The organism is Haloplanus sp. C73 (assembly GCF_051195115.1).
Taxonomy (GTDB): Archaea; Halobacteriota; Halobacteria; order Halobacteriales; family Haloferacaceae; genus Haloplanus.
This window is the reverse complement of sequence record NZ_JBNTJZ010000001.1, coordinates 260,158-283,596: the sequence shown is the minus strand read 5'-3', so window position 1 is coordinate 283,596 and position 23,439 is coordinate 260,158. Positions and strand designations below refer to the sequence as shown.

Annotated in this window: 13 protein-coding genes and 1 CRISPR repeat array; of the genes, 9 read left to right on the top strand and 4 right to left on the bottom strand. The window is 62.3% G+C overall.

The features are described from left to right. Positions 1-22: 22 nt before the first annotated feature. Positions 23-1,249 (top strand): PQQ-binding-like beta-propeller repeat protein, encoded by a 1,227-nt coding sequence (locus ACQUSQ_RS01420; protein ID WP_435066711.1) that lies wholly within the window; start codon positions 23-25, stop codon positions 1,247-1,249. 8 nt (positions 1,250-1,257) lie between these two features. Here the strand turns inward: ACQUSQ_RS01420 and epsC are convergent, their stop codons facing one another. After that, a complete protein-coding gene (gene epsC, locus ACQUSQ_RS01415) occupies positions 1,258-2,130 on the bottom strand; it encodes a serine O-acetyltransferase EpsC (protein WP_435066710.1) in 873 nt (290 codons plus the stop codon). 660 nt (positions 2,131-2,790) lie between these two features. Here epsC and cas6 point away from each other — a divergent pair. The 8 genes from cas6 to cas2 are packed head-to-tail and all read left to right on the top strand — an operon-like array spanning position 2,791 to position 11,944. Next, positions 2,791-3,597, top strand: a complete 807-nt coding sequence (cas6, locus tag ACQUSQ_RS01410) for a CRISPR-associated endoribonuclease Cas6 (RefSeq protein WP_435066709.1) — start codon at positions 2,791-2,793, stop codon at positions 3,595-3,597. Beyond that, the gene (gene cas8b / locus ACQUSQ_RS01405; protein WP_435066708.1) at positions 3,590-5,707 is read left to right on the top strand and encodes a type I-B CRISPR-associated protein Cas8b/Csh1; all 2,118 of its coding nucleotides are present in this window, start codon (positions 3,590-3,592) and stop codon (positions 5,705-5,707) included. The genes cas6 and cas8b overlap by 8 nt, the downstream gene beginning before the upstream one ends. Continuing rightward, a complete protein-coding gene (gene cas7b, locus ACQUSQ_RS01400; protein WP_435066707.1) occupies positions 5,700-6,764 on the top strand; it encodes a type I-B CRISPR-associated protein Cas7/Csh2 in 1,065 nt (354 codons plus the stop codon). The genes cas8b and cas7b overlap by 8 nt, the downstream gene beginning before the upstream one ends. Positions 6,765-6,767: 3 nt before the next feature. Then, entirely contained in the window at positions 6,768-7,556 is a 789-nt protein-coding gene (gene cas5b / locus ACQUSQ_RS01395; protein ID WP_435066706.1) for a type I-B CRISPR-associated protein Cas5b, read from the top strand. Then, positions 7,556-10,138: a CRISPR-associated endonuclease Cas3'' gene (locus tag ACQUSQ_RS01390; protein WP_435066705.1), complete on the top strand. Its 2,583-nt coding sequence runs from the start codon at positions 7,556-7,558 to the stop codon at positions 10,136-10,138. Before cas5b ends, ACQUSQ_RS01390 begins: the two co-directional genes overlap by 1 nt. Beyond that, positions 10,135-10,683: a CRISPR-associated protein Cas4 gene (cas4, locus tag ACQUSQ_RS01385; protein WP_435066704.1), complete on the top strand. Its 549-nt coding sequence runs from the start codon at positions 10,135-10,137 to the stop codon at positions 10,681-10,683. Before ACQUSQ_RS01390 ends, cas4 begins: the two co-directional genes overlap by 4 nt. A gap of 2 nt (positions 10,684-10,685) precedes the next feature. Then, entirely contained in the window at positions 10,686-11,678 is a 993-nt protein-coding gene (gene cas1b / locus ACQUSQ_RS01380) for a type I-B CRISPR-associated endonuclease Cas1b (protein WP_435066703.1), read from the top strand. A 2-nt stretch (positions 11,679-11,680) separates the two neighbouring features. Continuing rightward, a complete protein-coding gene (gene cas2, locus ACQUSQ_RS01375; RefSeq protein WP_435066702.1) occupies positions 11,681-11,944 on the top strand; it encodes a CRISPR-associated endonuclease Cas2 in 264 nt (87 codons plus the stop codon). 111 nt (positions 11,945-12,055) lie between these two features. Further along, positions 12,056-13,582: direct repeats of the CRISPR family, unit length 30 nt; unit sequence GTTACAGACGGACCCTTGTGGGATTGAAGC. Positions 13,583-13,960: 378 nt separating this feature from the next. Here the strand turns inward: cas2 and ACQUSQ_RS01370 are convergent. The 3 genes from ACQUSQ_RS01370 to pglX all read right to left on the bottom strand — a co-directional run bounded on the left by ACQUSQ_RS01370 (position 13,961) and on the right by pglX (position 23,410). Next, positions 13,961-16,867: a helicase-related protein gene (locus ACQUSQ_RS01370; RefSeq protein WP_435066701.1), complete on the bottom strand. Its 2,907-nt coding sequence runs from the start codon at positions 16,865-16,867 to the stop codon at positions 13,961-13,963. A 94-nt stretch (positions 16,868-16,961) separates the two neighbouring features. Next, positions 16,962-19,127: a BREX-5 system phosphatase PglZ gene (gene pglZ, locus ACQUSQ_RS01365; protein WP_435066700.1), complete on the bottom strand. Its 2,166-nt coding sequence runs from the start codon at positions 19,125-19,127 to the stop codon at positions 16,962-16,964. Between the two features lie 2 nt (positions 19,128-19,129). Next, positions 19,130-23,410: a BREX-5 system adenine-specific DNA-methyltransferase PglX gene (pglX, locus tag ACQUSQ_RS01360; protein WP_435066699.1), complete on the bottom strand. Its 4,281-nt coding sequence runs from the start codon at positions 23,408-23,410 to the stop codon at positions 19,130-19,132. Positions 23,411-23,439: the final 29 nt, after the last annotated feature.

The following is a 23,439-nucleotide window of genomic DNA, read 5'->3' as shown; positions in this document are numbered from 1 at the left end:
ATCCGACTACACACCGTTCGGTATGGACCGCCGGACGTTCTTGACGGCGGGGTGTGCCGGCACCGCGGCACTTTCGGGATGTCTGTCGCTCCTCCCGTCGGGCAGGCCGGACACGCCGTTGCCGGACACCCCCGAGGGGTCGTGGACACAGCGCGGCGCCGACGGCGCCACCACGTTCGCGCCGGACGTCGCCGCCCCGCCGCGAGGGAATCTGGCGTGGGTCTCGAAGGCGTTCACGCGGTGGGAACCCGTGATTGCCGACGGCACCGTCTACACCACGAACTTCGATCCCAGTACGGACGGCAGCGCGTTCGCCCTCGACGCTCGGGACGGCAGCGAACGGTGGCGAACGATACTCGACGGCGACGGCGACAACGCGAGCGCCCTCGTCGACGGGCATTTCGTCGTGGCCCACGGCACGGAACTCGTCGCGCTCGACCCACGGAACGGCGACATCGTCTGGCGGCGCTCGGTCGATGGGGTGGCGACGAACGGCCACTTCGGGGAGTGGCTCGCCGCCGACGACCGGACGGGGACGGTCGTGGTCCCGTACCGCGACGGACTCAAGGCGTTCCGGGCGGCGGACGGCGACCGGCGCTGGGAGACGGCCGAGATGGCGCGACAGTCGTCGAAGCCCGCGATTCGCGACGGCACCGTCTACGCCATCGGGCGCGTCGACGGCACCGACTGCCTCGCGGCGTTCGCACTCGACGACGGGCGGACCCGCTGGACGGCGGCACTCGACGCGCCGGCCGGCGCGGACCCGGTCGCGACCGACCGCGGCGTCCTCGCCGTCGACGGAAACACGCTCGTCGTCCACGACCCGAAGACAGGGAATAGACGCAGTGAAACGACCGTCTTCGAGGATTACGAGATGAACGGCGAAACGACGGTCGCCGCGGACGACGGCACCGCGTTCGTCGCGTTCGACCAAGCCGGCCTCCTCGCGGTCGATATCGAGGCCGGAACGACACGGCAGTTGCACGACGACCGAGTCTACGGAGATAGCTTCGCCGTCGGGACAGAATCAGTGGTCGTCGCAGTCGACGGCTCCCAGTATCTCGACTCCGGATACGGCGAGACGATAACCGCGTTCGACCGCGACACGGGCGACGTGCGCTGGAACTACGTCATGGAGAACTTCCACTCGATGACGATTTTACCCGTCCTCGTCGAGGGCGCCGTCTTTTTCGCCACGAGTGCCCTCGACGGCCTCGCCGTCCTCGGGGACGTCGATGCGGAGGGGTAGATGCAGCGTTACTCGTTCGGCTTCCGCTCTTGCTCGGGGTGGTCGGAGATGAACACGCTCGTGTTGTTCGGCACGTCGTCGGTGACCCACGAGTTCGCGCCGATGCTCACGTGGTCGCCGATATCGACCGGTCCGAGGACGTTGCTCCCGGCACCGATGACGACGTGGTCGCCGATGTCGGGATGGCGCTTGTACCCTTTCGCCAGCATGTGTTCCTCGCCTTCCTCCTCCTCGAAGTGGAGTGCCCCGAGCGTCACGTTCTGATAGATGCGGACCCAGTCACCGACCGTGGCCGTCTCGCCGATGACGACGCCCGTCCCGTGGTCGATGAAGAAGTGGTCGCCGATTGTCGCGCCGGGATGGATGTCGATACCCGTTTCGCCTTTCGAGTACTCGGCGAGTTCGCGGGCGTACTCGACGTGGTCCGCCTCGTAGAGGCGGTGTGCGACCCGGTGGGTGAGGATGGCGTGAAAGCCGGGGTACGACCGGATGATTTCACAGTAGCTTTTCGCCGCGGGGTCGCCCTTGTACGCCGCCTCGACGTCTTTCTTGAGTCTGTGCCGGATTTCCGGCAGTCGGTTGAGCATCCCGTCGACGACGCCGGTCAGGTCGGCCGCGTCGTGGCTCGAATAGGCCGTGATTCCCTTCTGGATACAGGTGCCCAGCGCCGTCAAGTTGCGTCTCGTTTCGGCCGCGTCGTCGACCAAATCCGTCCCGTTCCAGCACCGGGGGAACAGGAGTTGTCTGAGGAGGCGCGGTTCCTCGCGCAGAAACTCCCGGCGCGGATACTCCCGCGAGTCGTCAGTCGGGAACGGCGATTCGTCTGCTTCGTAGGCCGCAACGAGTTCGTGATGGGCGTCGCCGGTGTACTCGTAGCTCATTGTGTAACTGGACACGGCCGACGTACGTAGTTCCTGCACTTTGGCTTCGGTCGTCGGTACGCCTCGAAAATCATGTCGGAGTCTGTCCATAGAACTAACTTCTTGTTAGGACCACCTGCGCAACTCCCCTAGAATTATATGGCTACTTCTCCAAGCACTCGATGGCGCTTCAAACGCCGCCATCAGGGCATCGACCGGCCAAGGTGAGATACCCTGATAACGCTGATACCGAGCAGCTAACCCACTCGGGCTGCGCTGGCAGCACATCGTCATATGTGTCGGTCCGATTTAGGGGTTTGGCTGCTCCGAGGAGAGTCATCAACATGCCTTCACCAATCACACGCCCCGATATCCGGCCGACGTTGAACTGGATCGAACGATCACATGTCCGTGACGAGAATGCGAACGTGAAGCCAGAAGGCGATAGACAAAGCAACTAAATCAAAGTCCACTCTCTCAACGTATGCCCGTAGTGCAGATAGATTCTCAGTTGGAACCTGGGGCAGTTGAAGTTTGTTCGGACCCGCTGCGGGCTAAAGCCGTTTCAGATGGACCCCTCTGGGGTTTCACTTTCACCTCGGTACACGTACGTTTATAATGACACGTCCGGTCGTGAATATCACAACGATATAATATGACACATAATAGGGAGAAACACGAATGCGAGTGATAGCACACTTGCGAGCACGCGCGGATACGGCCTACGATAGTACGTATCACCACAAGCTTCGTGGCCGTATCTGGAACGCGCTCGAAGGGACCGACTTCGACCAGATACACGACGAGAACCGCCCGAAGGGGTTCACCTACAGCAACCCGTTTCCGCCGGGAGATATGCAGGAGGGCGATGAGCGAACGTTGCTCGTGGCATCTCCTCACGAGGAGCTCCTCGCCAACGTCGCTACTAATCTCAAACATAATCGGGAGTTGAATATCGGTGAGATGCCGTTCCACGTCGATTCGGTCAACGGACTGGCAGTCGACGTCGGTGAACCCGGAACGTCGGGAACAATCGAGACGGGAACGGGTGTCCTCGTTCGCATTCCGCCGTGGCGCTTCGAGGAGTACGGTATCGACACCGACCACGAGGAAGCGGAGTTTTGGCGGCCACAGCATACGATGGAGCCGTTCCGCAACCAACTCGAGAACAATCTCGACAAGAAACACGGTCTGTTCTGTCCCGACTACCTCCCCGGGCCGTCCGAAGTCGACGGTGACCTGTTTGACGGGGCTGACCTGATCAAGACGTTTTCCATCCCCGTAACAGTGACACAGGGACAACGCGAGACGTGGGTGTTGAGCAAGTGGCGGTTCGAGTACACCGTCCGCGACGACCACCATCGTCGCCACCTCAATCTCGCCCTCGACACCGGCATCGGCGAGCGCAACTCGCTCGGATTTGGATTCGTCAACATCACCGAGAAGGCGGAGCGGAAACCAGGGCAGGGGGAACCAGTCGATGCTTGACCCTGAAGAGTTCCGCAAGAGGTACCCGCCCGAAAAACTGGCAGACGAACTCCCGGAGCGGCCGATATCGTCGCTCCGGAGCATTCAGCACCTCTACGGCCGTCTCTACACACTGGCGACGGCCGGCGGCGGCGAGTACGCGGCGTATCTGACGCCCGACCAAGCCAACGACCTGATTGGGACCGAGGAGAGCCTGATAGTCGTCCGGGTGGATCTGTCGGGTGAGCAGCCCTCACTCGACGCGGAGGAGCCAGTCTGGGTGACTCAGTACACCGACGACCGAGTCCAACAGGTCGCCCACTGCAAGTACAACGCGGCGCGTGGAATCGACCACAGCGTCACACACCGCTCTGGGCGCAACAGTGACCCCGAGAAACTGGCTCGCTACGCCTGCGAACGCCTTACGAAGTGGGCAACTGACGATGTGGTTCAGTCTGTCGCCGAGGACCACTCCGACGGCGATATCGTTCGAGCGCTCGAAACGGTCGGCGACGACACGTCGAATCTCGACCGAATCCGCTCTGCAGTTCAGGCCGAACTCGGCGCTTCGACGACGGCACTCCTGACCGTACAGATTCGTCGGGAGGCAGGCGCGGACTACGAATGGCCCGGCGAAGTGCCAGTGTTCAACGAGGCGATGCGTGCTCGAAAGCTCTCGAAACTGGTTTCGAAGGGACAGGCGACGAACTCCGCCGGCCACGCTACCGACCTGATTAGCGGCGAACGGACCCGTACCGTCGGCACCGCAGAGGACCCGCTCAACTACTTCCTCGGCAAGCAAATGGAGAAGTTCCCGGGACTGGACCCCGACGAGGCGTGGCGGAGCCACCCCATCTCCGAGGACGGCGCTGTCACGCTGATGAACGCCGAGGAGTTCGTCGATGCCTGTTCCTACCGGACGTTCAACGCCGACGTGTACTACCTTCCGTACTTCCTCGGACAGCCCACTCCCGAGGAGACGTACAAGCTGTATGCAGCACTGCAGAGTGTCGCACACGATGACGATTTGACCCCTATCCAGCGGTTTTATGACCGATTTGGGGAACACGAAGACGAGTTCGAAGGACGATTACGGTTCTACGTCGCGGCGGTGATGAAACACCAGATGTCCCGCTACGACGTGTACGGTGAGACACTCAACGGACGGCTCCACTATCCGACGGAGATTGGTAAGCGTCACGAGCAGGTCACCGGTAGCTGGGTGTTCGACGACGGACACGAGGTCAACGGTGACCGAACGCCGCCGATGCCGTCGTACGAGGAGTGGCCACTCACGAGCAGGGTGAACCCTCGTGAGATGGTCGCCTCGGGGAGCTACCTCTACAGGACCTTCCCATTCACTGACGAGGACACCGATGCGACGGTCGACGACGAGCGTATCGACGTCCACGTCTCGCTCCTCGCTGGCGACCCGGTTCCCCGACGCCAACTCGTCAGTGCCTACGTCGAGCGAGTGCTTGACCGGGACGGTGAGGGAGTCCCCGAACTCCTGATTGCCTCCCAGTTCGCACAGCTGTGCGCGCTCGAAAACGCTGACCTCGTGACGGCAGACGACGACGCAGACCCGACGTTGATAGACGGTCCCAACTACGACACTATGCATCCAAACACAGCACGAACCGATGGCGGGACGGCTGCCCTCAGTCGTCCCGAGAAACTCGAATCGTTCATCGACCAGACGGACGGCCTCGACGACCCCGAACGACGGGGTGTCTTTCTGCTCGGCGTACTCGTCGGGCAAGTCGGCACCTACCAACAGGCCCGCCACGACCGCTCGACGACCGTAATCGACCAGTATCCCATCAAGGCGATGACCAAGACCAAGGTCAAGCGCATCACTCAGGAGGTGCTCGACAAGGACATTGTTTACTCCCGGGAGAGCGCTAAAAAAGGCTCTAACATCAACTCGACGATGTACAAGGAAGTCACCGACGAAATCGTCGAGGCGATGGCCGTGAGAGACCCCGAAACGTGGGATATCAGCACCGACGACCTCCGCTTCTACTACGCGCTGGGCGTGACTTACGGAATGAACGACCGTTCGACGAACGAGCAGGACGCGGCGCACAGTAACGCAGACACAGCCGACGCTTCCGAAACCAATGAGTGACCACTACTCCACCGCTTCGAACCGCTCAGAGATAGTCTTCGCATACGACGCAGTCGACGCGAACCCGAACGGCAATCCGCTGAGTGGCGCGAACCGCCCCCGAATTGACCCACAGACCGACCAAGCCATCGTCACCGACGTTCGTCTCAAGCGATATCTCCGCGACCAGTTACAGGACGACGGTCACGGTGTCTACATCCGAAATGTCAAGGAAGAGGGCGAGCAGGCGACGCGCGAAGACCTCCTCGAAGACCGTCTCAAAGATATCGACCTCGACGACGTAGACGAGGACGAAATCGAGCGGGCGGTCTTCCAGCAGTTCCTCGAAAATAGCGCCGACGTGCGCTACTTCGGGGCGACCATGAGCGTCGACATGGACGAAGAGACGTACGGGGACATCGCGGACGAACTCCCGGACCACTTCACGGGGCCCGTCCAGTTCTCCCCGGGGAAGTCGCTCCATCCCGTGACTGAGAACGAGGAATACAACAGCCTCACGAGCGTCATCGCGACCGGGGAGGGCAAAGAGCAAGGTGGGTTCGACCTCGACGACCATCGTATCCAGTACGCGTTCATCGGGTTCCACGGCCTCGTCGACGAACACGGGGCCGAGGACACGCTGCTTACCGACCGCGACGTTCGTCGGCTCGATACACTGTGCTGGCGCGCACTGAAGAACCAGACCATCAGTCGGAGCAAGGTCGGGCAGGAACCACGGCTGTATCTCAGAGTCGAGTACGCCGATGAGAGTTTCCACCTCGGAGGTCTCGACCAAGATATCGCACTTGACTCGGAGGCGTCCAAGCCGACGGCGGAACTTCGGACCGTCCGTGACGTGTGTATCGACGCGACGAGTCTCGTCGACCGTCTCGACGACGCATCCAATCGTATCGACACGGTCCACGTCGTCGCCAGTGACGTTCTCGACGTGTCCGTCGAGGGGGAAATTGGCAATCACGAGTTCCTCTACGGTGCACTGGAAGACGCCGTCGGTGCTGAGTCTGTCCGCGTCGTCGACGTGTACGAGGACGCCACAGCGACGATGCCGGAGGAGTGAGCCGTGACCGAGCACGCCTCGGCCGCATCGAATCTTCCCGACGGTGCGGACACGTGCCTGTCGTTCACGATAAGTGGCCCGTGGGGACACTTCCGGCGTATCGAGGGCAACATCGTGAAACAGACCTATCGCGTCATCCCACGGACCACCGTCGCAGGCCTTATCGCGGCGATGATGGGAATCGAGCGTGACGGCTACTACGACCTGTTCGCGCCGGGAGAGTCTCTCGTCGCCATCGAACCGGCCGGCGAACTCCGCACCATGAAACTCCCGATGAACACGCTCTCGACGGCCGACGAGCACCTGACGTCGCTGAACCCCCGCGGAAAACTCTCTGTCAAGCTTCCCGACCCAGCAAAACCTCGGCAACAACACAATTACGAGGTGCTCGTAGAACCGGCCTATCGGATTGACGTGTGGCTCTCCGACGACGAGCGATACGACCAGTTGCGCTCGCTGCTCGAATCTCAGAAATCGTACTACGTCCCGAGCCTCGGCCTCTCCGAGTACCTCGCGACGGTCGACTATCACGGGGAGTTCCCAATAGAGCCGGGGCCGGACGGCGAAACGGTTACCGTCGACTCGACAGTTCCCGAAGCCGTCGATTCGATCGTTCCGGAACCAGACACACGCTATCAAATCGAACAAACGCCCGCATTCATGGAATGTGACGAAGGCGGTCGGACGACCAGTGCGTTCGTCTCCTATGCGTACAACCCGGACGGAGGCGCACTGCGGCTGACAGACGTGTCGCCTTGGACGGTCGACGACAGGGTCGTGGTGTTCACCTGATGACCGACGCCCCGCTCTCTCATCCTCCAGCAGGTGGCGATAAGGCGACACCGCTTCGTGAGCATCTCGACGCGGTCACCCGGAGAGCGCGAGCGGTCATCCCGTCGGACGCCACGACGACCAACGGTGAGCCACTCACCGAGGTTGCGGCAGTCGTGGCTCAGTGTCACGACATCGGGAAGGCGACGACGTGGTTCCAAGCGTACGTGCTCGACGAAGCGGAGTCGAGCGAGCGGACGAACCATTCCCTGTTCGGTGCCTATCTCGGGTACTACGTTCTCGACAGGCTGGGATACGAGAGCGAGGACTGTCTGGCGGCCTTCGTCGCAATCGCGAAGCATCACGGTCGCCTCCCGAACGTCGAGGAGTACGTGGACGGCGTCTCTCGATTCGAGAACGAGGGCGAGGCGAACAACGAGCGCCAGCGAGTCGTCATCCAACAGGTCCGAAACGTCGACACTCACCGCCGGCCGTTCGCGCAAGCGTTCGTTTCCGACGTGACGGGCGGCGCTGGGTCGTGGGACGAGTTCGCCTCGAAAATCACGGACGAATCGCTCTTCGGGACCATCTACGAGCATTTCGACCCATTCAGCTTCGGTGGCGACCGCTCCAGTCCCTCCGAAGCGTTCTATCAGGACCTCCTCCAACTCTGGAGTGGACTGGTTCTCGCCGATAAGACGACCGCCGCTGGGATTGACGGCGAGAACCTTGCTGCCTCCGAACCTGAGCCGAAGGTCCTCTCGGCGTACATCGACGGCCTCGGTGGTGCCAGTGCCGAGGACAGCCGGACCGAAGCTCTCGACCGATTCCGTGACGAGGCGCGCGAGAGTGTTCTCAGCGGTGTCGAAGCGTTTCGGGACTCCGAGAATTCGATTGCGACGCTAACCCTACCGACCGGAATGGGAAAGACCCTGACTGGATTGAACGCTGCCCTCGCTCTCCGCGGGGAGGGGAGCCGAGTCGTCTATGCGCTTCCCTTTACCTCCGTCATCGATCAAGTTTCGGACGAACTCACGACGGTGTTTGACTCTGACGGCCGGGACGACCTACTGACGATTCATCATCATCTGGCCGAGACAGTAACGGAGTTCGAGGGGGGGCCGGATGAGAAAACTGACGAAGACGCCAGATTGGCCCAGATGGTCGCCGAAAGCTGGCGGTCCGGGATGACACTCACCACGTTCGTTCAACTGTTCGAGAGTCTTGTCGGCCCCGGAAACACACAGTCGATGAAACTGCCGGCGCTGTACGATTCGGTGATAGTACTGGACGAGCCCCAAGCACTACCCATGAAATGGTGGAAGCTCGTCCGGCGAATCGCGACAATCCTCACGGAGGAGTACGACGCGACAATCATCGCGATGACGGCGACACAGCCGGCGTTGTTCGAGGATACAGTCGAATTGGTCGACGACGTAGACCGATACTTCGACTGCTTCGAGCGCGTCGAGTACGACGTTCACGATTCTGCACTGGCGTTCGACGACACTGACGCAACTCTAAGCCACGAGAACGCTGGAACAACAATTCTGGACGAGATTGGCGAGGCCGATTCGACGCTCGCCATCTGCAACACGATAGACAGTGCGGCCGCACTCACCGATGCGATTGAAAAACAAGTGGCGGTCGTCGATGTGGGCGGCCATCTCACGGAAACACTCGAGGACGAGTCGGACGCTGAGGGACTCGACGAAGTGACCGCCGCCGAAATCGATGTGGACGCGCTCGTCGACCGGGTTGTGAGCGCTCTCGACCATGGAGAACGAGCGCTGGTTCATCTCTCTACTCGGCTTCGTCCCAGCGACCGGAGCGCGCTGATAGAAGCGACGAAGCGTCTCACCGAGCGCGACGTTCCGCTCGTGACAGTGTCGACGCAACTTGTCGAAGCCGGCGTCGACATCAGCTTCGACCGGGTGTACAGGGACATCGCGCCCATCGACAGTGTCGTGCAAGCGGCGGGCCGGTGTAATCGGTCGTTCGAGCGCGATTGTGGGACCGTGACGCTCTGGTGGCTCGCAGCACCGGAGGGAACGACCACGACTCCGTCACAGGCCGTGTACGACTCCCGTGGCGTGAGTACGCTCTCGCTGACGTCACAGACGCTCGACGTGATTGGGGCGGACGACGGTGTCGTTGCCGAGCGGACGATGACTCGCAAAGCAGTCAAGCACTATTACGGTCTCGTCTCCGAACGTAACCCGGGCACTCCAGAGTACGTTGACTGGGTCAACGAAGCAAACGCTACAAAACTCGGCACGCTCTCTCTCATCGGCAAGCGAGATAGCGTCGATGTAATCGTCTGTCGTACTGGTGCTGAGAAGGCACTCGTCGATGAGATGGAAGCAGCGTTGAACGAGTTCGACTACGATACGTTCGACGACCTTCGTGACGAGGCCAAAGATATCACCGTCTCAGTTCCGATTTACAGCCAAGAGTCACGTGAGGCCGAGATAGTGCGGAAGCTCGAACCACTCGGTGACACCAATCTTCGCGTCCTTCGGCATCCACGGAGTACTTCGCACTTCGATGAGACGAAGGGCCTTGCCGTGGACGAGCCGGGTGTCGACGACCGATTCCTATGACTGACCCCGTCGACCAATTTCTTGCCGCGGCTAAAGATGAGAGCAAGGAACTGCCCTTTCGCCTCACTGGTGTGATGTTCCAGTATTACGCGGTCTGTGAGCGAGAGCTCTGGTTTCTCAGCCGTGATGTAGAGATAGACCGTGACACGCCGGCTATCGTCCGTGGAAGCATCGTCGACGATTCGGCCTATTCGGACAAACGCCGGGACGTCCGTGTCGATGGGATTATCGCTATTGACGTGCTTGACAGCGGCGAAATCCTCGAGGTCAAACCATCGTCGTCGATGACCGACCCGGCGCGGCTCCAGTTGCTATTCTATCTCTGGTATCTGGATGAAGTGACCGGCGTCGAGAAGACCGGCGTCTTGGCACATCCGACAGAGAAACGACGCGAAACAATCGAACTGACTCCGGAAATCCGAACCGAAGTCGAATCGGCCATCCGTGGGATTCGCGAGGTTGTGACCGCAGAATCCCCGCCACCGGCCGAGGAAAAGCCGGTCTGTGACTCGTGTGCCTATCACGACTTCTGCTGGAGCTGTTGATAATGAACGACAATTATCACGTGTTTTCCGACGGACGAATCGAACGCCAGGACGACACGGTGCGTGTCGTCACCGATGACGGCGAGAAAAAGTACCTCCCTGTTGAGAACGCCGAGGCAATCTTCCTGCACGGACAGATAGAGTACAACACTCGTTTCATCTCCTTCCTTAATCAGGAAGGCGTCGCGGTGCACGTCTTCGGCTGGCACGACCACTACGCCGGGTCGATTATGCCCAAGCGGGGCCAGACCTCCGGTCAAACGATTGTCGATCAGGTCCGGGCCTACGACGACTCTGCACACAGGCTCAAACTGGCGAAGGCGTTCGTCGACGGCAGTATCCACAATATGCGCTCGAACGTCACGTACTACAACGGCCGTGGACACGACTTCGAGCAGATACTGACGGAACTGGAGGATGTACGGGCGTCACTCGACAAAATGGAGACGATTGACGAGACCATGGGCGTCGAAGCGCGCGCCCGGAAGGTGTACTATTCGACCTTCGATGATATTCTTCCCGACGGATTCGTCTTCGGTGGCCGCCAGTACAACCCACCGAACAACGAAGTCAACAGTCTGATCTCGTTCGGCAACTCGCTGGTGTACGCGAACGTCGTCTCGGCAATCCGTGCGACGGCGTTAGACCCGACGGTCAGCTATCTCCACGAACCCGGGGAACGACGGTATTCGCTGGCGCTGGACATTGCCGACCTGTTCAAACCGCTGCTCGCCGACCGAGTCATCTTCAGACTCGTCAATCGCGGCCAGCTAACCACCGACGACTTCGAAGACGAGATGAATTCCTGTCTGCTGAACGAAGACGGTCGAAAGACCTACTCGAAAGCGTACGAGGAGACACTCGACGAGACTATCGACCACCCAGACCTGGGAAAGAAAGTGAGTTATCAGTATCTCCTTCGTATCGAGGCATACAAACTGAAAAAACACCTCCTGACCGGCGAGGAGTACGTCCCGTTCCGACGGTGGTGGTGAGTGTGGTCTACGTCGTCGTGGTCTACGATATGGAAGCCGACCGAACCCAGAAGATGCTGAAGTTCCTCCGTCGGTATCTCACACACGTCCAAAATTCAGTGCTCGAAGGGGACGTGACGGAGGGCGACCTCGAAAAGATTCGCTCTACCGTCGACGAGATGCTGAAGCCCGGTGAATCGACGATTATCTACCGCGTCTCCTCTGAGAAGATGGTCGAGCGAACCGTCTTCGGTGACGACCCCGCTGCCGACGACCAGTTTCTCTAAGTTTCCCCCTCGTCCATCGACCCCCCGGGGGTTCGTGGGCTATCGAAGGTCGACGGAAACGATGAAGTGTGAACGGTCAGTAGAGACGTACACGTGGCTGAATCGGCCATGGTTACAGACGGACCCTTGTGGGATTGAAGCGACTTCGGCAGGGCGACACGGCCGGGTCAGACTCGTTACAGACGGACCCTTGTGGGATTGAAGCTCGTACTCGCTCTCGGCCGTGACGGTGCCGCGTGTTACAGACGGACCCTTGTGGGATTGAAGCCGTCGACGCCGAGCGTGGTCGGGGCGACCGCGCGGGTTACAGACGGACCCTTGTGGGATTGAAGCTCGTGGGGAGAGGCGTCGGGGGCGGGCGGGATTTGGTTACAGACGGACCCTTGTGGGATTGAAGCTTCGGTCAAGCCGCCGCGACGACTGGCGACTCACCGTTACAGACGGACCCTTGTGGGATTGAAGCCGACGCGTGGATGAACGGCGGGATGGTTCTCGCCGGTTACAGACGGACCCTTGTGGGATTGAAGCACGCGACCGCGGTCGTCGGCTTTCATCTCCTCAACGTCGTTACAGACGGACCCTTGTGGGATTGAAGCGGTAATGTCAGCCGAAACCCGGCGGCAAGACCTGTTACAGACGGACCCTTGTGGGATTGAAGCCCGATTGCTGTCATCGTGGCTTGCACGCTTGCTGGTTACAGACGGACCCTTGTGGGATTGAAGCGCACCGTAGTCGTCGATCTCGACGACGAGACGGGTTACAGACGGACCCTTGTGGGATTGAAGCTCGACAAGGATTCCGGCGAGACCGCCAGCGATACTGGTTACAGACGGACCCTTGTGGGATTGAAGCCCATCGCGACAGCGATGTGGAGAATCGCAAGCGGTTACAGACGGACCCTTGTGGGATTGAAGCGACGTCGAGGACGGCGACACACCCGTCGAGGTGAAGTGTTACAGACGGACCCTTGTGGGATTGAAGCATACAAAGGCGAGGGAGCCTAACTGACAAGGCCGTGTTACAGACGGACCCTTGTGGGATTGAAGCCTCCTCGCTCGCTGGAGAAGCGAGCGAATCGTCGACGGTTACAGACGGACCCTTGTGGGATTGAAGCTGCTCGATCACCTGTGCAAATGGCGATAAGGAATGCGTTACAGACGGACCCTTGTGGGATTGAAGCGTCCTCCACGCACGTCATGAGGCCTGCCCTGTCGCCGGTTACAGACGGACCCTTGTGGGATTGAAGCTGGCGTCTCGCCATCTCCCTCATCCCCGAGCAGGAGTTACAGACGGACCCTTGTGGGATTGAAGCCTCGACGACGCCGAAGGTCCAATGGTCTCCGTCGCCGTGTTACAGACGGACCCTTGTGGGATTGAAGCCGGAAGGCGACCGTTGAGGAGATGACCCGGACAGGTTACAGACGGACCCTTGTGGGATTGAAGCAGTCCCTAAATAGCCATCACTTGGAACACCAGTCGTTACAGACGGACCCTTGTGGGATTGAAGCGCGGGACGAGAAGTTCAACGCGCAAATTGATGAGCGCGTTACAGACGGACCCTTGTGGGATTGAAGCTAACATGGACGACTTCGTGATGTTTCTCACTGCGTTACAGACGGATTCTTATCTGATTGAAACAAGGACATCATCGCAACCGACGCGACGACGATACGAAGCGGAGACGACCTACGAATCCTGTCTTCCAGCGGCGAATCTCAACCGACCACCAATGTCGTCTTGCGCAAAATTTCGGGCTACTCGTCTCCCCCGGCGGAAGTACGAGGGTTTGTGCCACAGCTATGTCAGTTCGTTCCATTCGTTTCTAAATTGAGGACTCGTGTACCATCGAACGCTGCCAGAGCCCCGCTTGTGCTTCCGTGAGCTGGTCGGCTCCGGTTACACGAGGGCCGAGTCTCTCGTTCGAGCCCCACGAGCGGCGTCGGTCCAGTCCCGCGAGACACCTTCGCGGACTCGATTTAATTTGGCGAAAAGGAAGAACCGACCGCGAGGCATCGATTACACCGGGAGCGCGAGACAGACGTTCTCCACTTCGGGTGCGAGCGAGATGACCCGCGCCTGCCGCTGTAGTTCCGCTCGCCGGTTCTCGATGCGCCCTTCGAGTTTGTCGAGGCGGTCCCGTTGGCCCCGAATCGCGATGTCCATATCCGACCCGGCCTCCGCCTTCCGCTCGTAGTCTGCGATGAACTCCTCGATTCGGCGGCGTTCGGCTTCGGCGTACGCCGCCAAGTCGTCCAGTTCTTGCTGTGTCTCCTCGCGCCGGCGCTCGTGTAGTTCTTCCCGCAGGGACGCGACCTGCTGGCTGATGTAGCGGTCGGCCGTCGCTCGCAGTTGCTCTCGACGCTGAAGCAGCGCTCGGACGCGGTCCGCGTCGGGCGTCCCACTGATGCTCTCGCCCTGAACGACGCGCCGCCCGAGTCGCTGTCGGGGGTCCCGATGGTGGACGTCGACGAACACGGGAATCACCTCCTCACGGATGACCTCGCCCGTGCCGTCTTCGAACGTCACGCGGTAGTTGTACGCAATCCCCGGTTCGTCGACGAACGGCAGGAGCTTCAGCCCGACTTCGCCCCGCTCACTGGTCAGCACTTGCTGCATGAGTCGCTGGACCAAGTCGTCGTCCGGCGACACGTAGTCGATGCCGTCGTGGTCCATCGCGAAGTCCCGACTGAAGGTGAAGGGGCCGTGCTCCTCGTCCGTCCCTTGTCGAAGGGAGTGAGGGAGCTGAGCTCTGTAGAGGTTGTTTCCGGCGTTCTCGACGGTGCCACCTAAGGCCTCGACCCCGCGCTCGACGAACTCGCGGATGTCCGCCTCGGTCCCGTAGACGTCTTCGGACTCGTCCATGACTGCCTGAATCTTTGCCCGGCTCTCTCGGTCGAACGTACTCGTATCGACGAGACTGCGCTCGTACCACTCCTGAAGGGTTCGTTGGCGCTCGTCGATGAGGTCCTCCAGTTCCGCCTTGGTCGCGCTCGCGGGCTCCTCGTTCCGGATGGACTCCATGATGAGCGAATCGACGTCGACGTCGTCGAGCATTCCCAACACGTCGGCCGTGTTGCCGAGTTTGCCGCGGATGTTCTCCACCTTGTTCTGGAGCAGTTCGAAAATCTCGCCCTCGCGGGTGTCTTCGAACGTGAAGTTCCAGACTTTGACCTCTTTCTCCTGCCCGTAGCGGTGGAGGCGACCGATGCGCTGTTCGAGCCGGTTCGGGTTCCACGGCAACTCGTAGTTGACCATGATGTGACAGCTGTGCTGGAGGTCGATGCCCTCGCTCGCGGCGTCGGTCGCAAAGAGCAGTCGCGACTGGCCGTGGTTGAACTCCTCCTCGATGCGGGCGCGGTCCTCCTTGTCGACGTCGCCGTGGATGACGAGAATCTCGTCGGCCCACGGCTCGTCTTTCACCAACTCGAGGAGGTAGTCCAGCGTATCGCGGTACTCGGTAAACAGCAGGAGTTTCTCGTCCGGGTTCTCCTCCAGAAGCTGTTGGATGTAGCGACGCACCTTCTGGGCCTTGGAGTCGACGGAGATGCCCTCGGCGAGCGCCACGAGGTCCCGAAGCGTCTCGATTTCCTCCTCGAGTTGGGCGTCGCTCTCGGTGACGGTCAACGCGGCGAGTTCCTCCTCGGCCCGTCGTTTGTCCGCCTCGTCGAGGTCTTCGCCGTCGAGATACGCCGCGGCTTCTTCCGAGAGGCTGGCCGAGGTCGACTGCTCGTCGACGAGGTCACCCAGCCGACGACTCAGCGTCGCTCGGATGGCGCCGATACTGCTGACGAGGCGTTTCTGCATCAGCGCCATCGCGAACCCGACCGCAGGCTCGTTCAGTTTCTCGGAGCGGTTGTAGACGTTCTGGACGTAGTCGGTGACGGCGCGGTAGAACTGCCGCTCGTCGTGGGTCATCTCCACCGGAACCGTGTTCACCTCGCGGTCGGGGAAGATGCGCTCGCCGTCGTCGTCGTACAGCGTCTGCTTCCCCCGGCGAATCATCACGCGGTCGACGGCCTCTTTCGAGAGTTCTTGGTCCTCCGCGACGAGAAAGGGGTCGACGTACTCGACCAGCGAGCGAAACGCCTCGCCCTTGCCGTCGTGTGGCGTCGCACTCAGGAGGAGGAGGGCGTCGGAGTTGCTGGCGACCCGCTCGACCATCTTCGACGTCTTGCTCGGTGACTCGCCGCGCTTGGCGGCCTTGTGTGCCTCGTCGACCACCACGACGTCCCAGAACGCCCCTTCGAGTGCCGGCTGAAACTCGTCCTGCCGGAGGAACGCCTGACTCGTGACCATCCGCTGGTGGTCTTGGTCCCAGATGTTGGCTTCCTCGCCGAGTCGGCGGCGCTCCCCCTCGACCCACTGCCGGTCCGCCGGCGTGAGGTCGATGTCGAAAAAGCGGTCCATGTCCCGAAGCCACTTCTTCTGGAGGTGGGCGGGGACGACGAACAGGACGCGGTCGGCGCGATTCCGCGCCGTGAGTTCCTTGAGGATGAGCCCCGCCTCGATGGTCTTCCCGAGGCCGACGTCGTCGGCGATGAGCGCGCGCTGTCGGAGTTTCTGCATCACCCAGTTGACCGCGGCGAGTTGATACGGTTCGAGCCGAACCAGCGAGTTCGAGATGCTCAGCAGTTGGCCCTGTTCGTGGGCGATTTGCAGTTGGAGCGCCTGCGACCGCAGGTCGAACCACTCCGCCGAGACTGCCTCGTGGTCCGGGTGCAAGCCGCCGACAGAGTCCGGAGTCAACCCGCCGAACCGGTCATCCCGTGCCTCGATGTCCACGTCCTCGATACAGACGGTCTTCACGCCGCTGTCCTCGACGTACGCCCGGAGGTAGTCGAGGTCGCCGACGGAGTAGGTCGTGATGACCTCCGCGGGCGTGCCGTCGAGGAGGATTGTGTCTCCGGGGTCGAAGTCAGTCATGGGTTTAGCGCACGCGGTCGTCGACGTCTTCGAGGTGTTCGCGCTCTGCCGTGTCCAGCTGTGCTTTCCGTGTGGCTGTGGGTTCAGACATTGGTCACTCCTGTGTAATCGTCACGAAGTTCAGCACGAACTCCTGTGGGAGGACGCCGCCGTGGTAGAAGCGGGCGTCGGGAAGCCCCTGATTGCGGAAGCGCTGAATCGGGTCCGCGAGGATGCTGAGTTTCGTGTCGTCGTCGAGGTACCCGAGGTGGGCGTTTTCGTCGAGAAGGACACCCGGGGCGTCCGCGTCGAGGTCTTTGCCGGCGACCCATCGACGCGTCACTTGCGCCGCCTCGTCCGGCGGGTAGAGTCCGTCGAGGTCGATGCCCCGAGGGAGAGAGACGAAGCCGTGGTCGGCGAGGATGTACGCGCGGTCCCACTCGCCCTGCCCGAGTTTCTCGCAGATGATGTCCGAAATCGTTTCGAGGCGGTCGCTGAACAGCGCCTCGAAGTCCGTCAGTTCCTCCTCGCCGGCCTTGTCGAGGTCGTTCCAGTAGTAGGCGACGCGGGTGTTGCTCCACCCCGACGCGTCGTCCTCGCTCTGCATGACGTAACTCCAGCCCTCGTCTTTCAGCAGTTTCTCGCGCTGGTAGTTGGTCACCGTCTGCCCGCTTCGCTGGGGCACGAGTTCGCCGTCGTCGAGTTCGACGTTGAAACTGAACTTGCTGCCCGGCGTGAGCGCTGCCTTCCCGAACTCGGTGTCCGAGGGGAGCGTCCCGACCCAAGCCGTCTCGTCGACTTCGAGACTCGGGAGTTCGCGGCGGATTGAGTCGGCCAGTTCGTGCGCGAGGTCGAACCGCAGCGCGTCGACGACGAACAGCGCGACGCTCTGGCCGCTCCCGAGGTGGTCCTGCTCTTGGTCGAAAAACTGGTGGGCGTAGTTCTCGCCGACGAAAGGCGACCCGGCTTCGATTTGCTCGACCACGAGGTCGGCGAGGTCGCTGAGATAGTCGAGATACTGCGACTCGGTCAGCGACGTGCGTAGGTCGTCGAGCGTCGCCGTCGCGGGATGCTCCGCCGGCAGGTCACGCTCCGGTTCGCCCGAGATGATGAGGTTGAAGACGGCGTTGTCGATTTGCCAGGTGCCGTCGTCGACGTCGCCGTAGAGGTCGACCACGTCGGTCGTGTCGCCCCGCTCTTCCCACGTCTCCAGTTCGTGCGCGAGGTTGGCGATGTCGATAGCCTGCGCCCAGACGCGCGTCCACGGCACGTCGCCGTAGGTGGTGTCGAGACGCTGGTGGCGGGTGGCCGCCCGCGTCGCACACGTCTCGTACTCGCCGTTGTGGAAGGCTTGGGTCCACGCGTCCCAGAGTTCGTGTTCGAGCGAGGCGTCGACCGGGCAGTCCGCGAGGGCCCACGGGTCGTCGTGAGTGCGCAGGATATCGTGCCAGAAGCGGGCGTCGGGGTCGAGATACACCTGCGCCAACTCCGCGGCCCGCTCCGTGTCGACCTTGCTCAGTAGGGACTGGAGTTCGGGGCGAGAGATTCCCAGCCCCGAACTGGATTCGGGTCGGTACTCGGCGTCGAGTAGCGATGGGTCCAGTCCCGCTTCGACGAGCCACTCGGCGACTGCCCAGCGGCGCGTCCGGGTCACGAGTGCGTCCCCGTCGGTGACGCCCTCGGCGGCGCTGACGCCGTCGTCGACCAAGAGGTCCCGAATCTTCAGGCGGTCGTCGGCGTCGTCGGGCAGGTTCTCGGCGCCGTGTTCGAGGACGAACTGCACCGGGTCGTCGTGCCCGTCGAGGACAATCTTCGTCTGGAGTCCCTGAAGCGTCGGCAGGCCCCCGTCGCCGTTGAGTTCCCGAAAGAGCGTCTCCGCGACCTGCGCCCGGTCGTCGCTGTCCGCGTCCTCGTACGCCGTCCGAATCGAGGCGGCTTGGATGCGGTCGTTCTCGAAACAGCGGGCGGCAAGCGTGCCGATGTGGGCGTCGACGACGCCGCCCGTGTGTTCGACGTCTTTGAACCAGTCCACGTCGTCGCCGTGTGCCCGCGGGACGTACCAGACGGTCCGACCGCGGGGCGCGTCGGCGCGCAACTCGAGCGGCGTCCCCTCGGCGGCGCGGAACGCACAGCCACGCGCCCGACTCACGCTCTCGACGATATTCCGGAGGTAGCCGCCGTCGTCCCACCAGAGCACGACCGGGTCGTCGTCGGCCGCGTCGTCGATGGCCGTCTCGATTGCGTCTTCGGCACACTGTGAGAGTGTCTTCGTTGCGGGCATGGTTAGAGTACGTCCTCCTCGACGGTCTTCGGCACGATTTCGGCGTCGGCCAGCGGCGTGACGTTGATTTCGACGCCGTGTTTCCGGTTGGGCTGGTAGCCGGCGGTCGTGATTTCCGCGAGCGCGCGGTCGGCCCAGTCGTCGGGGATGCGCTCGTCGAGGGTCGTACAGCGGTCATCGATTTCCTCGGCCAGCGCCTTGAACTCGGCAAGCGGGGGGAGCGCCTCGACGCCCTCGACGTCCTCCTCGGCGACGAGTTCCTGCAGGTACGCCTCGTCGACGACGCCGGACTCGTCGAGGCCCGTGGCGAGCGACGCCAGCAGGCGCTCGTCTTCGGACAGGTGGTCGTGGGGCTGGCCGGTTGCATCGAGTAAGTCGCTTCCCTCCCGCTCGAAGTAGTAGGTCATGAACAGGATGCCCGTACTGGAGTAGTGGTCCGAGCCCTTGAGCCGGCGGTGGAAGTAATCGAACAGGTCCGCGAGATGCGCCGCCACGGGTTCGTCCGCGGGCTTGGCGTACGCCTCGCAGGCGCCTTCCAGTTCCGCCAGCGCGTCCAGCCACTCCGCACGCTCCTCGTCGACGGTGCGCCAGAAGGTGTCCGAAAAGGCGTCTCTGAACCACGCCTCGCCCTTACGCTCGTGTAACTCCGCCAGCGTCTCGACGCGCTCCCGAGTCGCCTCGCGGAACGCGGCGACTTTCGGCGCCAGTTCCGAAGCGAGCGCGCGCGTCTCGGCGCCGACGTCTCGCTCGTCGACGCTCCCCAAGTCCTGTATCACGTCCTCGAAGACGGCAATCTGGTCCAGCCCGCTCGCACACCGCTCGTACTCCTCGGCGGCCGCGGCCTGCTCGCTCGCCGAGAGCGACTCGTCGCTCCGTCGGCGGTTCGCCGCGCTTCGGCGCTCCCGCAGTTCGGCCTTCCGCGGTTCGAGATACCGGTTCGCGAGGCGGTCGAACAGCCCCGAATCGAGGGCGTGATAGTCGAGAAAGCACGCAAAGCCCTCGCCCGCGGGGTCGGAGACGAGTCGCTCTGTCGTGAGTTTCCAGACGATGGGCGTGTTCTCCATCCGACTCACGTGGTCGTCGAACAGGTCGTCGGCAACGAACGCCCGGAGGTTGGGATAGGCTTCGTCGGCGGCGGATTCGGCGCCCAGAATCTCGTCGACTTCGACCAGTCGGTCCTCGGCGTGTTCGCCGTAGGCGTCCTCGAAGCGCGCGACGATGCGGCCCAGCATATCGGCTTGCCCGTCGGTGGCGTGCAGGGGCACCACCCCGTCTGGCTCCGCTCTCACGGCCTCCATCGCGAAGTGGTGGACGAGCGCTCGGACCAACGCCTGCGTGTCGACGCCGTCAGTCCCCGTCTCCCCGCCGCCGGTTCGAAGCTCGATTTCCGTCTCCAGTTCGGCCTGTGCCTCGGCGGAGATGTCGAGATGCGAGTAGAGCCGCTGGTCGATGTCCGCCGCTTCGGATTCGAGTTCGCTTTGATACTCGGCTCTGGCGGCGTCTACCTTCTCGGCCGCGCGGGTGATGCTGTCCCCGGCGTCGCTCCCGATACGGTCGACGGCCTTCGTTTCCTCGACGTCGCCCGTGTCCGGCTCCCCGTAGAAGAGCCCCGAGTCGTACTCGGTCGGCAGGAGTGCCGGCCCCACGTAGTAGAGACTCGTCGGGTCCGTCGCGCGCCATCGCAGCAGCGCCGCGTGCTGGCTCCGGCCGCGCTCGCCTATCGAGTCGAGTTCGGAGAGGCCCTCTCGCCACGGAATCCGCCCGACGACGCCGGGCGTCCAGTGCCGACCCGGCGTCAACGAGAGGAAGAGTGCGTGATACAGTTTGGAGTTGAGCACCCCGACCATCGTCCAGAGGTCGTCGCCGTTCGGAAAGAGCATCGACCCCGTCTGGTCGAACCAGTAGCCGTCGCCGAGGGCGCCGAACCGTCGGCCCGTCTCTTTTATGTACGTCCACGTCAGCCCCCGCCGGCCGTAGTACCGCTCGTTCTGGATGCGGGACCCGACCATCGGTCGCATCTCCCGCCCGTTCGCCCGGTAGTTGACCGTGTGCGAGATTTTCGGGCGAATCCACGCCTCCGACCCGCCCTTCGAGATGGGCTTGAAGTAGTCGATGCCGAGCGTCTCCCAGTACTTTCGGATGAATCGGGGGTTGTCTCCGGTGGCGAGTCCCTGTGCTAGCTTCGCGACGCTCTCGCCCTCGATGCTCGCCGCGTCGGCGTCTATCTTCTTCGGCGAGGCGTGCAGCGCTCGCACCTCGCTCGGAATCGCGAAGTTCATCGGCGACTTCGGGACGGCTTGGAACTCCGAGAGCGAGACCTGAAAGAGTCGCTTGACGCCGCCGTACTCCGTCCCGAACACGCCGGCGAGGAACTCGGCCTCTTTCTGTTTCGTCTCGGCGTCGTACAGGCGGATGAAGTTGCCCACCCGGTCCCCGGCAGTGTCCGTTCGGACGACGGTCCCCACCGTTCGCACCGTCGCGTTGTCCAACACGCCGAGGCCGAACTCCGCGAGGAAGTCGAAGCTTCCCTGCCCGCCGACGAAGTCGGTGCGGAAGTCCTCGAACGACCGCTTGAACATGAACGACCGCGGGACGAGCATACCCACTCGACCGGACTGTTCCGTCAGGGCGTCACACACCTCGAAGAAGTTGATGTAGAACTCCGGGCTGTACTCGTATCGCTTCTCGACGTACTCCTTCACGACCGTCGGCATCCGGTTTCGCGACCCGTACGGCGGGTTCATCAGCGCAACGTCGTACTCTTGAGCCAGAATGTCCAGCAACCGGACGAAACTCCGCAGGTCCTGTGCCAGAAACGACCCCCCCTCGCGATGCTCCGCCACCGCGTCCCGAAGGCTGTGAAGCACCTGCCCGAGCGTGTGGCTCTTGCGAGGGTCGTCGCCCAGCGTCAACTGCAGACCGCCGTCGGCGTCGTCCTCGAACAGGTCGCCCAGCGTGCCGCGCACGTCGAGCAGGCTCCCCAGACCGTGAACTTCCTCGAAGGCGTCGAGAATCCGGTTCAGGGCACGTTGCACGTCCGCGTCGTCGCCGGCCACTTCCTCGAACACGGCTTCGACGCCCTCCACGTCCGCGACCGAGGCGTCGGCACAGACGATGCCCACCTCGGGCATGGCAAAACCCGCCGCGCCCTCCGCCTCGGCGCGGGTGCGACCCTTCAGATAGAGGTTGAACGCCGCCAACTGGCAGGCCCGCATATCGAGGTCCACGCCGTAGAGGTTGTGCTGGAGAACCTTCCGGGGTATCTCCGCGTCGGGCACGTCGGTCTCGGCGCGCCAGATTCGTTCGAGAACGTCGAACGCATAGAGCAGGAAGTGGCCGCTCCCACAGGCGGGGTCGATGACCCGCAGTTCCCGCGGGTGGTCGAAGTCGGTCGGTTCGCCCGCCTCCTCACTCGGAACGAGATAGGTACAGAAGTCGGCGATGTCGGGTGACTCGTCCGGCGAGAGTGGACGGTCTTTCCGCTCCTCGGGCGAGAGCGCCGCCTGCGATTCGACGACGTCCGACAACTCCCCCGCCGATTCGAGATAGAGTTTGCCGAGCGAGTTGTCGGTGAGCATCCGGACGACCCAGTGGGGTGTGTAGAACTGATTGGCTGGCGGGACGTCCTCGGGTTCGAGGCCCTCTCGGTCGCCTTTCCGCCGCAGGTCGTCGAGCAGTTTGACGTTGTAATATTCGTACACCCATCCCAGCACGTCGTCGGCGCGCCACACCTCGTCCGGGACCGAATCCAGCAGTCCACAGAGGTCTTCGTACGTGTCGTCGTCGGGGTCGACCAAGCTATACGCAGAGGAGCGGTCGAACAGAATCTCGATTTCGTCGGCCAAGTCGTCGCAGGCGTCGTGATAGGCCTGAATGATGGCCTCGTCCTCCAGTAAGAACTCCCCGTGAACCAGCGTCTCGGCGGCCGGCGTTAGGCCGTTCTCCTTGAACACCGTGACTTCCTCGTCGACGAAGCCTCGTACCTCCATACAGCGGAGCGCGGCGAGGCGATTGACGATGGTGTAGCCGACCCCCGTGACGTACTGGTCGACGGCCTCGGCCCACGAGTCGCCGTCGACGGCTTCGAGTTCGATTGCCTCGACGAGTTTCTGGATATCCTCGTCCGGCGAATCTTCTGGTTCCTCGTCCAGTCCACGTTGCGTGAGTTGGAACGCGACGTTGTCCTCCACGCGCTCTCGCATCTCGGTGACGACGTCTTCGAGATGCTCGCGCTCTGCCTTGTCGAGTTGGGCCTTCCGCTGGGAGAGAGAATCGCGTGCCATAGGAGACGACGTGTCTGCTATGTCCGAAT

Excerpts from the sequence above, each read along its gene's own strand:
- ACQUSQ_RS01420 (WP_435066711.1), top strand. The coding sequence starts at position 23 with ATGGACCGCCGGACGTTCTTGACGGCGGGGTGTGCCGGCACCGCGGCA.
- epsC (WP_435066710.1), bottom strand. The coding sequence starts at position 2,130 with ATGAGCTACGAGTACACCGGCGACGCCCATCACGAACTCGTTGCGGCC.
- cas6 (WP_435066709.1), top strand. The coding sequence starts at position 2,791 with ATGCGAGTGATAGCACACTTGCGAGCACGCGCGGATACGGCCTACGAT.
- cas8b (WP_435066708.1), top strand. The coding sequence starts at position 3,590 with ATGCTTGACCCTGAAGAGTTCCGCAAGAGGTACCCGCCCGAAAAACTG.
- cas7b (WP_435066707.1), top strand. The coding sequence starts at position 5,700 with ATGAGTGACCACTACTCCACCGCTTCGAACCGCTCAGAGATAGTCTTC.
- ACQUSQ_RS01390 (WP_435066705.1), top strand. The coding sequence starts at position 7,556 with ATGACCGACGCCCCGCTCTCTCATCCTCCAGCAGGTGGCGATAAGGCG.
- cas4 (WP_435066704.1), top strand. The coding sequence starts at position 10,135 with ATGACTGACCCCGTCGACCAATTTCTTGCCGCGGCTAAAGATGAGAGC.
- cas1b (WP_435066703.1), top strand. The coding sequence starts at position 10,686 with ATGAACGACAATTATCACGTGTTTTCCGACGGACGAATCGAACGCCAG.
- ACQUSQ_RS01370 (WP_435066701.1), bottom strand. The coding sequence starts at position 16,867 with ATGACTGACTTCGACCCCGGAGACACAATCCTCCTCGACGGCACGCCC.
- pglZ (WP_435066700.1), bottom strand. The coding sequence starts at position 19,127 with ATGCCCGCAACGAAGACACTCTCACAGTGTGCCGAAGACGCAATCGAG.
- pglX (WP_435066699.1), bottom strand. The coding sequence starts at position 23,410 with ATGGCACGCGATTCTCTCTCCCAGCGGAAGGCCCAACTCGACAAGGCA.